Here is a 12,725-nt window from a genome sequence, read left to right as displayed (position 1 = left end):
CGGCGGCCCCGACTGGTGGTCATCGAACCTGATAGTTCTGCTCGCTAAAGACCAATACCCTTGGAGTAATGGACTCCGGCTCTTAGCTCTGGGAGCAGGCTGGACCTAGGGAGCCAGTGCACGTGCTATTGAATCTGTAGCGAGGGGGCTTGCCGCCGATAGCCCCGCTCCGACACTGCGCGAATCACAGGTCGGGTGTTTCGGGGGCAAGCCCCCTCGCTACGCAGTGTGGCGGGTTACAGGAACTGCTCCGCGTAATGGCACGCCACCTGCCGCGTATCCACTTTGCGAAACTCCGGAATCTCATCGCTGCAACGTTGCGTCGCATAGGGGCAGCGCTTGTGGAAGGCGCAGCCGGAGGGTGGATTGAGCGGATTTGGCAGTTCCCCGACGATCTTGATCTTCGGCTTGAGCGGGTCCGGCTTGAGGGTCGGCGTGGCGGACAGCAGCGCCTGGGTGTAAGGGTGCAACGGCCGGGTATACAAGTCCTCCTTGGGGCCCATCTCCGCCGGTCGGCCGAGGTACATCACCAGCACATCGTCGGCCACGTGACGTACCACGGCCAGGTTGTGAGAAATGAACACGTAGGCGGTCTGGTATTGCTGTTGCAGGTCCATGAACAGGTTCAGCACCTGGGCCTGGATCGACACGTCCAGCGCCGAGGTCGGTTCGTCCGCCACCAGCACCTTGGGCTGCAGCATCATCGCCCGCGCCAGGGCGATACGCTGGCGCTGGCCACCGGAGAACATGTGCGGATAGCGCTGATAATGCTCGGGGCGCAAGCCCACCTGCTGCATCATCGCCTGGACCTTCTCGCGCCGCTCGACCTTGCTCAGCGAGGTGTTGATCAGCAGCGGCTCGCCCAGTTGATCGCCGATCTTCTGCCGCGGGTTGAGCGAGGCATAGGGGCTCTGGAAAACCATCTGCACGTCTTTGCGCAACTGCTTGCGTTCGGCCTTGGTGGCGCCGTGCACCTCTTGGCCGGCAATCTGCAGCGAGCCCGATGAAGGCTCTTCGATCAGGGTCAGGGCGCGGGCCAGGGTGGACTTGCCACACCCCGATTCACCCACCACGGCCAAGGTCTTGCCGGCTTCCAGCTCGAAGGACACGCCATTGAGGGCGCGCACCACGGCTTGGGGTTTGAACAGGCCGGTGGAGACATGATAGTGACGGGTCAGGTCACGGGCGGTCAGTACGACGCTCATCACGCCACCTCCTGGTTCAGCGGATAGAAACAACGGGCCAGGCTGTGGGCCTTGGGGTCGAGGCCGGGGCGTTGGGTGCGGCAGTTTTCCTGTACATAGGGGCAACGTGGCGACAACAGACAGCCTTGCGGCCGGTCATAGCGGCCGGGAACGATACCCGGCAGTGTTGCCAGGCGCTCGGCGCCTGCGCTGTGCTCGGGAATCGCCGCCAGCAGCGCTTCGCTGTAAGGGTGCCCTGGCACGTCGAACAGTTGCGGGACATGGCCCACTTCGACCGCCTGGCCGGCGTACATCACGCACACGCGCTGGGCGGTCTCGGCGACCACGGCGAGGTCGTGGGTGATGAGGATCAGGGCCATGTTCTGCTCTTGTTGCAGGTTGAGCAGCAGCTCCATGATCTGCGCCTGAATGGTCACGTCCAGGGCGGTGGTCGGCTCGTCGGCGATGAGCAGTTTCGGCTCGCCGGCGATGGCCATGGCAATCGCCACCCGCTGGCTCATGCCGCCGGACAGCTGGTGCGGATAGGCATCGAGACGGCTTTCCGGGGCCGGGATCTCGACTTTTTTCAGCAGCTCCAACGCCCGTTGACGCGCCGCTTTTCCGGACATGCCCAAGTGCTGGCGCAGCACTTCTTCGATCTGGAAACCCACGGTGTAGCTGGGGTTGAGGGCGGTCATCGGGTCCTGGAAGATCATCGCCAGGTCCTTGCCCACCACCTTGCGGCGCTGGCGACTGCTCAGGTTGAGCATATCGTTGCCATCGAACACCAGTGAGTCGGCGGTGACGATGCCGGGCGCATCGACCAGGCCCATCAGCGCCATCATGGTCACCGATTTGCCCGAGCCGGATTCGCCGACGATCGCCAGCACTTCGCCCTTGTCGACCTTGAGGTCGAGGCCGTCGACCACCGGTACCGCGTTACGGTCGCCGAAGCGCACCGAGAGATTGGAAATATTCAACAGTGACATGGTCGGCTCCTCAGGCGGCATTCTTGAGTTTCGGGTCCAGCGCATCGCGCAGTCCGTCGCCCATCAGGTTGATTGCCAGCACGCTGAGCAAGATGGTCAGGCCAGGCAGGCTCACCACCCACCAGGCGCGTTCGATGTAGTCCCGCGCCGAGGCGAGCATGGTGCCCCACTCTGGCGTCGGCGGTTGCACACCCAGGCCCAGGAAGCCCAAGGCGGCAGCGTCGAGGATTGCCGAACTGAAGCTCAAGGTTGCCTGCACGATCAGCGGCGCCATGCAATTGGGCAGCACGGTAACGAACATCAGCCGTGGTAGCGAAGCACCCGCCAGGCGTGCAGCGGTAACGTAGTCGCGGTTCAGTTCGCCCATCACCGCTGCCCGAGTCAGGCGCACATAGGAGGGCAGCGAGACCACGGCGATGGCGATCACGGTATTGATCAGGCCAGGGCCGAGGATGGCGACGATCGCCACAGCCAGCAGCAGCGATGGCAGAGCCAGCATCACGTCCATCAGGCGCATGATCGACGGCCCCATGATGCGCGGGAAGAAACCGGCGATCAGGCCCAGGAAGATCCCTGGAATCAGCGACATCAATACCGATGACAAACCGATCAGCAGCGACAGCCGCGAGCCGTGGATCAGCCGCGACAGCAGGTCGCGACCCAGTTCATCGGTACCCAGCAGGTACTGCCACTGGCCACCCTCGAGCCAGGATGGCGGAGTGAGCAGTGCATCTCGGAACTGCTCGCTAGGGTCATGCGGCGCTACCCAGGGGGCGAACAGCGCGCAGAACACGATCAGGATCATGAACAGCAGGCCGGCGACGGCGCCTTTGTTCTTGGCGAACGCTTGCCAGAATTCCTTGTAGGGGGAGGGGTAAAGCAGACTTTGATCGACTGCGACCGCAGGGGTTGGCGTACTCATGATTAGGGTCTCAGCGCTGATGACGGATACGTGGGTTGGCCAGGCCGTAGAGGATGTCCACGACGAAGTTGACCAGAATGACCAGGCAGGCAATCAACAGAATGCCGTTCTGCACCACGGGGTAGTCGCGGGCGCCGATGGCTTCGATCAGCCATTTGCCGATGCCCGGCCAGGAGAAAATGGTTTCGGTCAGCACGGCGCCGGCCAGCAGGGTGCCGACTTGCAGGCCGAACACCGTCAGCACCGGGATCAGTGCATTGCGCAAGCCGTGCACGAATACCACGCGGGCCGGCGACAGGCCCTTGGCCCGGGCGGTTCGCACGTAGTCTTCACGCAGCACTTCGAGCATCGAGGAGCGGGTCATGCGCGCGATCACCGCCAGCGGGATGGTGCCGAGCACGATGGAGGGCAGGATCAGGTGACGTACGGCGTCGACGAAGGAGCCTTGTTCGTCGCTGAGCAAGGTGTCGATCAGCATGAAGCCGGTGCGGGGCTCGATGTCGTAGAGCAGGTCGATGCGCCCCGACACGGGCGTCCACCCCAGGCTCACGGAGAAGAACATGATGAGGATCAACCCCCACCAGAAGATCGGCATCGAATACCCCGCCAGGGAGATGCCCATGACCCCATGGTCGAACAGGGACCCTCGCTTGAGTGCGGCGATGACCCCGGCCAGCAGGCCGAACACCCCGGCGAAGATCAGCGCCGCGATGGACAGCTCCAGGGTGGCCGGAAACAGCGACTTGAACTCGCCCCACACACTGGTGCGGGTGCGCAGCGATTCGCCCAGATCACCGTGGGCCAGTTTGCCCACGTAATCGAGATACTGTGCGTACAGCGGCTTGTTCAGACCCAGCCGTTCCATGGCCTGCGCGTGCATCTCGGGGTCCACACGGCGTTCGCCCATCATCACTTCGACGGGATCTCCGGGGATCATCCTGATGAGCGCGAACGTCAACAAGGTGATGCCGAAGAAGGTAGGGATCAGCAATCCCAATCGGCGGGCAATAAAACTCAACATCTTTCGTGATACCTCATCAGCCGGCTAGGCATGCCTGCATCGGGCGTTCGGATAGAACGCCCGACTCAGCGTTGTCTTCACTTCACATGCGTGGTGGCGAAGTTGTTATTGGTCAGTGGGCTTATGTGAAAGCCTTCGACATCGGTGCGTGTAACAGTGAACAGCTTGGGGTAGGCCAGGGCGATCCACGGGTGTTGCTGCTGGAAAATCACCTGCGCCTGTTCATAGAGTGCCGCGCGCTTGGCCGGTTCAGTGGTGGCGCGGGCGCCAGCCAACAGTGCATCGAAGTCCTTGTCGCACCAGCGGGCGATGTTTTCGCCGTTGCTGGCGGCCGCGCAGCTCAGGTTCGGGGCCAGGAAGTTGTCCGGGTCGCCGTTGTCGCCGGCCCAGCCATAGAAGCCCAGGTCGTGCTCGCCGCTCTTCAGGCGCTTGAGCAGCTCGCCCCATTCCAGCACGTGGATATCCACCTTGAGCCCGACCTTGGCCAAGTCAGCTTGCAATAATTGCGCCCCCAGCGCCGGATTGGGGTTGGTCGCGCCGCCGCCGTTGCGGGTGAACACGGTCAGCACGGTGCCTTCGGGCACGCCTGCCTGCTTGAGCAGTTCGCGCGCACGGGCCGGATCGTAGGGGGTGTCCACGAGCGCGCGATTATACCCCAGCAACGTGGTCGGGTAGGGGCCGATTGCCGGCGTGGCATTGCCTTCGCCGAACAGCGTGCGCACGAAATTCTGTTTGTCGAGCGCCAGGGCGATGGCCTCGCGCACGCGGATATCGCTCAAGTACTTATGCTGGGTGTTGATGCCCAGGAAGCTGGTCATCAACGCGTCCATCTCTTCGACCCGCAGATTCGGGTCGGCCTTGAGCGCCTTGATATCGTCGGGCTTGGGATACACCGCCACCTGGCACTCGTTGGCGCGAATCTTTTGCATGCGCACGTTGCTGTCCACGGTGATGGCGAACACCAGCGGATCGGCCGGCGGCTTGCCCTTGTAGTAGTCCGGGTTGGCCTTGTAGCGCACCTGAGCGTCTTTGTTGTAACGGCTGAAGATGAACGGCCCGGTGCCGACCGGCTTGCTGTTGAGGTCGGCCTGCTTGCCTTGCTTGAGCAACTGGTCGCCATATTCGGCGGAGTAGATCGAGGTGAAGCCCATGGCCATGTCGCGCAGGAACGGCGCTTCGGCGCGCTTGAGGGTGAAGGTGACGGTGTGGTCGTCGACCTTGTCGATGCGCGCGATCAGGTCCTTGAAACCCATGGTTTCGAAATAGGGATAACCGAAGCTGGTCTGTTCATGCCAGGGGTGCTTGGGATCGAGTTGGCGCTCGAAGCTCCACAGCACGTCATCGGCGTTGAACTCACGGCTGGGCTTGAAGTAGTCGGTGGTCTGGAACTTGACGCCTTGGCGCAGGTGGAAGGTGTAGGTCAGGCCATCGGCGCTGATGTCCCAGCTGCTGGCCAGGCCCGGCTCGATGTCGGTGGTGCCGGGCACGAAGTCCACCAGGCGATTGAAGATGGTTTCCGATACCGCATCGGCGGTCGTCGCAGCGGTGTACTGGACGATGTCGAAGCCCTCGGGGCTGGCCTCGGTACAGACTACCAGCGGTTTGGCCAGCAGACCGCCAGAAAGGCTCAGCAAGGCAACCGCGAGTGCTGCGTGGAGTGGATGCGCTTTCATTGGAACCCTCTTCGCTCAAGTGCAGATTAGTCGCTGCGGCCGATCCGTCGAATCGACCGCAGCCGTTGGTTACAGCAGGTTGAATGGGATCTGCGTGACCACGCGCAGCTCTCTCAGGCTGCCATCGGCCTGATTGGCGCTGGCGCGGTGGGTCGCGTAGGTGGCTTTGATACGGCTGTTCTTGAGTGCGCCGCTCTGGATCACGTAGCTGGCGCCGATGCCGTATTCGATGTGTTTTTCGCCGTCGAGGGCGAGCACGTCATAGGCGCCGCCTTTGTAGTGGGTGCCGTCGATGCCCCAGCCACGCGCCGTGTAGATATTCATCGCCAGGCCGGGCACGCCGTAGCCGGCCATGTCCAGGCCGTAGGCGACTTGCACGGACTTCTCGTTAGGGCCGTTGAAGTCCGAGAGCAGCGAGTTGGCCAGGTAGATGCCGTTGGTTTCGTGCAGGTAATCGAAGTACTCGTTACCGTCGACCTCCTGGTACGCCAGGGTCAGGTTGTGGGCCTTGTGGCTGGCGGTGAGGCTCAGGCTGTAGGTGTTGTTGTCGATGGCGCCCAGCTTGCGCTGGCCGGTGTCGCGGGTCTTGTAGTAGTTGAAGGCGGTGTCGAGCTGCAAGCTGGCGTTGTCGCCGGCCGAGTGCTCGATGTTGAGGTAGTACTGGTTCCAGAAATCCTTGACGTTGGCGGCGTAGAGCTTGGTGGCAAGGTTGTGGAATGGCTGGTAGCTGAGGCCCGCCAGCGCGACGTGATCGGCGGTGATCGAGCGATCGGCGTATTCACTGACGAAGCGCGTCTGGCTTTGCTCGGTACGCGGCGAGACGCGGTCGAAGGCGGCGAAATCGAACGTCAGGTTGTCGAATTCGGCGCTGTTGATGGCCACGCCTTCGAAGCTCGACGGCAAGGCGCGGTTGCCGATTACATCGACGATCGGCGAGTTGTAGGCCATGCGCCCGGCAGTCAGCGTGGTGTTGGAAACGCGAGCCTTGAGGTTGGCCAGGCCCAGCTTGCTCCATTGCTCGACCGCTTCGCCGTCGTGGTCGGTGAGGGTGCGGTTGCCGCCGCCGGCGATGCGACCTTTGCCCTGTTGCAAGGCGATTTCGTTGTAGGCCGCCACCTGCGCCGCGATGCCGACCGTGCCCTGAGTGAAGCCCGAGCTGTAGTCGAGCACGGTGCCTTGGGTCCAGGTCTCTCGCAGCCGGGTGCTTTCGCTGCGGCCGTTGCCCTTGTCGATGGCGAATCTCGTCTTGCGCTGAGTGCGTTCCTGGGCGAAGAAGTTGCGCGTCCAGCCGCTCAGCGATTGTTCTTCGACAAAGCCCTTGGCCTCGCTCTGGGCGTTGCTGGTTTTGAAACGAGTGGATTGAAAACCGCGGCCTTCGGCTTCAGGGGCGGTTTCGGCCTCGGATCGTGCTTCAGCGCCGAGGCTGAAGGTGCCGATGGACAGGGCCAGCAGGGAAATTTTCTTCAAGTGCACAGTGATGCTCCTTTTCTTATTTAACCCCAGGCGTCTTTGTGCGCTCGGGAACTGCGGGTGAATCTCAATCAACGATCGAAACGCCGCTGAAAGCGTTGCGTCCGAACGGGCTGACATGGAAGTCCGCGACCTTGACGCTCAACGGTTGGCTGACCGTGGAGTGGGCGATCGGGGTCATCGGCACCTGGCTCTTGAGGCGCTGCTGGGCCTGCTTGTAGAGGTCGCTGCGGGCATCGCGATCGGTCAGTTGCTTGGCCTTGGTGACCAACGCGTCATAGGGCTGATCGCACCAGCGGCTGGCGTTGTTGGCGCCCACCGAAGCGCAGCTGTAGAGGGTGCCCAGCCAGTTGTCGGGGTCGCCGTTGTCGCCGGTCCAACCCATCAGAGCGACATCGTGCTCGCCGTTTTTCACGCGCTTGAGGTATTCACCCCACTCGTAGCTGACGATGCGCGTCTTGATGCCGACCTTGGCCCAGTCGTCCTGGAGCATCTCGGCCATCAGCTTGGCGTTGGGGTTGTAGGGACGTTGCACGGGCATGGCCCAGAGGGTGATCTCGGTGCCCGGCTTGACCCCGGCGGCTTCGAGCATGGCCTTGGCCTTGACCGGGTCGTAAGGAGCGTCCTTGATGCTGTCGTCATAGCCCCACTGAGTGGGCGGCATAGCGTTTACCGCGCGCTGGCCGGCGCTTTGGAACACGGTATCGAGGATCGCCTGCTTGTCGACCGCCATGTCCAGAGCCTGGCGCACCTGCAGTTGGTCGAAAGGCGCGCGCTCAACGTTGTAGGCGACGTAGCCGAGGTTGTAGCCGGCCTGTTCGACCACCTTGAGCTTGGCGTCCTGCTTGAGCGCGGGCAGGTCTGCCGGGCGTGGATTGAGGGTGACCTGGCACTCGTTCTTGCGCAGTTTCTGCATGCGCACCGACGCATCGGTATTGATCGAGAAGATCAACTGGTCGAGCTTGACGTCGCTGGGGTTCCAATAGCCTTTGTGCGCGACGTAGCGGATCTGCGAGTCCTTCTGATAGCGCTGGAAGGCGAACGGCCCGGTGCCGATGGGCTGATGATTGATGTCGCTGGGCTTGCCGCGGTCGAGCAGTTGCTCGGCGTATTCGGCGGACAGGATAGAGGCGAAGTTCATCGCCAGGTTCTGGATGAACGCGGCATCGACTTCATTGAGGGTGAAGACCACGGTCAGCGGGTCGGTCTTCTCGATGTTGGCGATGTTCTGGTGCAGGCCCATGCCGACGAAGTACGGGAACTCGGTGGCATACGCCAGGCGGAACGGGTGCTGAGGGTCGCGCATGCGATTGAACGTGAACAGCACGTCGTCGGCGTTGAACGCACGGCTGGGCACGAAGGCCTTGCTGCTGTGGAACTTGACCCCTTCGCGCAGGTGGAAGGTGTAGGTCAGGCCGTCCTCGGAGATGTCCCAGCTTTTGGCCAGCGACGGGATGGCCGCGGTGCCGCCTTTTTCGAACTCGGCGAGGCGGTTGTACAGCGGCTCGGCGGCGTCGTTATCGGTGCCGCCGGTGTACTGCGCGGTATCGAAACCGGCCGGGCTGCCTTCGGAGCAGAACACCAGGGTTTTGGGTGCGGCATGGCTCAGGCCGGACTGCACGGCCAGAGCAAGGGTCGAGGCAAACATTAACGCGTGTCGCATGGCTTTTCCTTCTTGTCGTTTGGGGAGAGCTGCCCCGGAAACTAAGTAGCCATGGAGGTCGTGTAAATCAGACAAATCGCCGTGGCTTGTAGGAAAAATCTGAAGGCCCCGTAAGGGTTGGGCGAAAATTTTCCCGACATCTGCTGGGGTATTGTTTTTCCAGGCAAGCCGCTCCCAATGCAGCGCCCGAAGGCACTACAGAGGTCGCAGTTGGGGGTTACTTGATGCTGACGCCGTAGAACGAGTTCAGGCCAAATGGGCTGATCTTGAAGTCCTGGACGTTGTTGCGCATCGGCTGGTACACCGTGGAGTGCGCGATGGGGGTCATCGGCACCTGGCTCTTGAGGTACTGCTGAGCCTGCGTATACAGCTCGGTGCGCTTGGCCTGGTCGGGGGTGGACTTGGCCTGCTTGATCAGCTTGTCGTAGACCGGGTCGCACCATTTGCCGAAGTTGTTGCCATTGACCGCGTCGCAGCCGAACAGCGTGCCCAGCCAGTTGTCCGGATCACCGTTGTCGCCGCTCCACCCGATCAGCATGGCGTCGGTTTCGCCGGCCTTGGCGCGCTTGATGTACTCGCCCCATTCGTAGCTGACGATCTTGGCCTTGATGCCGATCTTGGCCCAGTCCGACTGCAGCATTTCGGCCATCAGCTTGGCGTTGGGGTTGTAGGGCCGCTGCACGGGCATGGCCCACAGCTGGATTTCGGTGCCATCTGCGACGCCGGCCTGTTTGAGCAGGTCCTTGGCTTTCGCGACGTCCATCGGGGCGTCCTTGATGCTCTTGTCGTACGACCATTGGGTCGGCGGCATGGCGTTGACCGCCAATTGGCCGGCGCCCTGGTACACCGCGCCGATGATCGCCGGCTTGTCGATCGCCATGTCCAGCGCCTGGCGTACCTGCAGCTTGTCGAGCGGCTTGTGGGTCACGTTGTAGGCGATGTAGCCGAGGTTGAAGCCGGCCTGCTCAGGCATCTTCAGGTTCGGGTCTTTCTTCAGCGGCTCGATGTCGGCCGGACGGGGGAAGAGGGTGACCTGGCACTCGTTCTTCTTGAGCTTCTGCATGCGCACCGAGGCGTCGGTGGTGATGGCGAAGATCAGGTTGTCGATCTTCACGTCCTCGGGCTTCCAGTAGCTCTTGTTGCCGACGTAGCGGATGTTCGAGTCTTTCTGGTAGCTCTTGAACGCGAACGGGCCGGTGCCGATGGGCTTCTGGTTGATGTCCTCGGGCTTGCCTTGCTTGAGCAACTGAGCGGCGTATTCAGCCGACTGGATCGAGGCGAAGCTCATGGCCATGTTCTGGATGAACGCGGCATCGACTTCCTTGAGGTTGAACTTGACGGTGTGGTCGTCGACCTTCTCGACCTTGGTGATGTTGTCGTTCATGCCCATGTCGGTGAAGTACGGGAACTCGGTGGGGTAGGCCTTGCGGAACGGCATGTCCTTGTCGAGCATGCGGTTGAAGGTGAACAGCACGTCGTCGGCGTTGAAATCACGGGTCGGCTTGAAGTAGTCGGTGGTGTGGAACTTGACGCCCTGGCGCAGATGGAAGGTATAGATGAGGCCGTCCGGCGACACGTCCCAGCTGGTGGCCAGGCCCGGCTCGACGGCGGTGCCGCCACGCTCGAACTGCGACAGCCGGTTGAAGATGGTTTCGGCCGAGGCATCGAAGTCGGTACCGGTGGTGTACTGGCCCGGGTCGAAGCCGGCAGGGCTGCCTTCGGAGCAGAACACCAGGTTGGTCGCAGCTTGGGCGAAGGGGGTACTGGCGAGCAAACCTGCGCCTAGGATGAACGGAATGACCGCGTGTTTGAGCATGGTGGCCTCAGTGTTGTCATTTTAATTAAGAGGGCGACCTTGTGAGTCGTCCTGCCGATACTTATGCAGGGCTCATACCGTTGCAATGCCTAAGGGCAGGAGAAGGGCAAAAAAGTGGTACGGGCGTACTTGAATGTCGCTTGTGTATAACTAATTACAATCTTGTATGTTCAAGTAAAGACGAGTTGGTGTCATTTACCCGGCGTGGCGCCCCATCTCGAAGCCGAAGGCTCTGAAATGGGGCGCCGAGGCTCAAGGCCGCACGCTGACACCATAGAAAGGCGTCAGACCGAAGGGGCTGATCTTGAAATCCTGGACCTCTTTGCGCATCGGCTGGTAGACCACCGAGTTGGCGATCGGGGTAATCGGCACCTGCGCCTTGAGGATCTGCTGGGCCTGCTGATACAGGCGAATGCGGGTGTCGCGATCGCTGGTGGTCTTGGCCTGCTGGATGAGTTTGTCGTAGGCAGGGTCGCACCATTTGGCGTAGTTGCTGCCCTTGACCGCCGCACAGCTGTAGAGCACGCCGAGCCAGTTGTCGGGGTCGCCGTTGTCGCCGGTCCAGCCGTAGATCATCGCATCGTGCTCGCCGGCCTTGGCGCGCTTGATGTACTCGCCCCACTCGTAGCTGACGATATTGGCCTTGATGCCGATCTTGGCCCAGTCGCTCTGGATCATCTGTGCCGACATCCGCGCATTGGGGTTGGAGGCGCGCTGCACCGTCATGGCCCACAGGTTGATCTCGGTGCCGGGGGCGACGCCGGCCTCCTTGAGCAGGGCCTTGGCCTTGTCCGGATTATAGGGCGCGTCCTTGATGCTCGGGTCAAAGGACCACTGGCCCGGCGGCAGGGCATTGCTCGCCAGTTGCCCCGCCTGGCCGTAGACCGCCTTGATGATCGCCGGCTTGTCGATGGCCATGTCCAGTGCCTGACGCACTTTTAGCTGATCCAGCGGCTTGTGGGTGACGTTATAGGCCAGGAAGCCCAGGTTGAAGCCCGGTTGATGCAGCACTTTAAGGTTCGGGTCCTGCTCCATCAGGGTGATGTCGCTGGGGCGCGGATAGCCGCTGACCTGGCATTCGCCGGCCTTGAGTTTCTGCAGGCGCACGGCCGGGTCGGTGTTGATCGAGAAGATCAGGTTGTCGATCTTCACGTCCTCGGGTTTCCAGTAGCTCTTGTTGGCCGTGTAGCGGATCTGCGTGTCCTTCTGGTAGCGCTTGAACACGAAGGGGCCGGTGCCGATCGGCTTCTGGTTGATGTCTTCGGCCTTGCCTTCCTTGAGCAGCTGGTCGGCGTATTCGGCGGATTGAATGGACGCGAAACTCATGGCCAGGTTCTGGATGAACGCGGCGTCGATATGGTTGAGCTTGAACACCACGGTCTGAGCGTCGGTCTTGTCGACCGAGGCGATGGTGGTGTTGAGGTCCATGTCGCCGAAGTACGGGGACTCCGACGGGTAGGCCTTGCGGAACGGGTGATTGGGGTCGAGCAGGCGACGGAAGGTGAACAGCACGTCGTCGGCATCGAAATCGCGGCTGGGGGTGAAGTAGTCGGTGGTGTGGAACTTGACGCCCGAGCGCAGATGGAAGGTGTAGGTGAGGCCGTCCGGGGCCACGTCCCAGCGCGTGGCCAGGCCGGGTTCTACCTCGGTGCCGCCGCGCTTGAACTGGGTCAGGCGGTTGAAGACGGTTTCGGCCGAGGCGTCGAAGTCGGTGCCGCTGGTGTACTGGCTGGGGTCGAAGCCGGCGGGGCTGGCTTCGGAGCAATAGACCAGGGTGCTGGCCGCCTGGGCCAGAGGAGCGCAGGCGAGCAGGGCGGTGGTCAGAAGCAGGGGTTTGAGCATTGCGGGTTCTCCGGGAGTCAGGACCATTGCCGTTGTTGCGGATGGCGCTTTCGCGGGCAAGCCTTGCTCCCACCATGTGGGAGCGCAGCTTGCTGGCGAAGGGGCCGGTGCGCTTTCGCGGGCAAGCCTTGCTCCTACCGTGTGG

The 12,725-nt window shown here is 62.2% G+C and carries 9 protein-coding genes; all 9 read right to left on the bottom strand.

Going from position 1 to position 12,725, the window contains the following annotated elements; genetic code table 11:
• Nucleotides 1-236 precede the first annotated feature (236 nt).
• The 9 genes from REH34_RS11310 to REH34_RS11270 all read right to left on the bottom strand — a co-directional run bounded on the left by REH34_RS11310 (nucleotide 237) and on the right by REH34_RS11270 (nucleotide 12,580).
• A complete protein-coding gene (locus REH34_RS11310) occupies nucleotides 237-1,205 on the bottom strand; it encodes a peptide ABC transporter ATP-binding protein (RefSeq protein WP_311971671.1) in 969 nt (322 codons plus the stop codon).
• A complete protein-coding gene (locus tag REH34_RS11305; RefSeq protein WP_226507395.1) occupies nucleotides 1,205-2,173 on the bottom strand; it encodes an ABC transporter ATP-binding protein in 969 nt (322 codons plus the stop codon). The genes REH34_RS11310 and REH34_RS11305 overlap by 1 nt, the downstream gene beginning before the upstream one ends.
• 10 nt (nucleotides 2,174-2,183) lie before the next feature.
• The gene (locus tag REH34_RS11300) at nucleotides 2,184-3,095 is read right to left on the bottom strand and encodes an ABC transporter permease subunit (RefSeq protein ID WP_311971670.1); all 912 of its coding nucleotides are present in this window, start codon (nucleotides 3,093-3,095) and stop codon (nucleotides 2,184-2,186) included.
• Nucleotides 3,096-3,105: 10 nt separating this feature from the next.
• Complete coding sequence (locus REH34_RS11295) at nucleotides 3,106-4,116, bottom strand: ABC transporter permease subunit (protein WP_311971669.1); 1,011 nt, start codon at nucleotides 4,114-4,116, stop codon at nucleotides 3,106-3,108.
• A 77-nt stretch (nucleotides 4,117-4,193) separates the two neighbouring features.
• Nucleotides 4,194-5,789 (bottom strand): ABC transporter substrate-binding protein, encoded by a 1,596-nt coding sequence (locus tag REH34_RS11290; RefSeq protein ID WP_311971668.1) that lies wholly within the window; start codon nucleotides 5,787-5,789, stop codon nucleotides 4,194-4,196.
• A gap of 69 nt (nucleotides 5,790-5,858) precedes the next feature.
• Complete coding sequence (locus tag REH34_RS11285) at nucleotides 5,859-7,262, bottom strand: OprD family outer membrane porin (RefSeq protein WP_311971667.1); 1,404 nt, start codon at nucleotides 7,260-7,262, stop codon at nucleotides 5,859-5,861.
• Between the two features lie 64 nt (nucleotides 7,263-7,326).
• Nucleotides 7,327-8,922, bottom strand: coding sequence for an ABC transporter substrate-binding protein (locus REH34_RS11280; protein WP_311971666.1), 1,596 nt, complete (start codon nucleotides 8,920-8,922; stop codon nucleotides 7,327-7,329).
• A gap of 217 nt (nucleotides 8,923-9,139) precedes the next feature.
• Entirely contained in the window at nucleotides 9,140-10,738 is a 1,599-nt protein-coding gene (locus REH34_RS11275; protein ID WP_226507401.1) for an ABC transporter substrate-binding protein, read from the bottom strand.
• 252 nt (nucleotides 10,739-10,990) lie between these two features.
• Nucleotides 10,991-12,580 carry an ABC transporter substrate-binding protein gene (locus REH34_RS11270; protein ID WP_275948763.1) on the bottom strand — a complete coding sequence of 530 codons (1,590 nt, stop codon included), beginning with the start codon at nucleotides 12,578-12,580 and terminating at the stop codon, nucleotides 10,991-10,993.
• Nucleotides 12,581-12,725 lie beyond the last annotated feature (145 nt).

It is taken from the genome of Pseudomonas baltica (assembly GCF_031880315.1).
Lineage (GTDB): Bacteria > Pseudomonadota > Gammaproteobacteria > Pseudomonadales > Pseudomonadaceae > Aquipseudomonas.
Note: the sequence above shows the minus strand (reverse complement) of the source record. Positions and strands in the feature narration are given on the sequence as shown.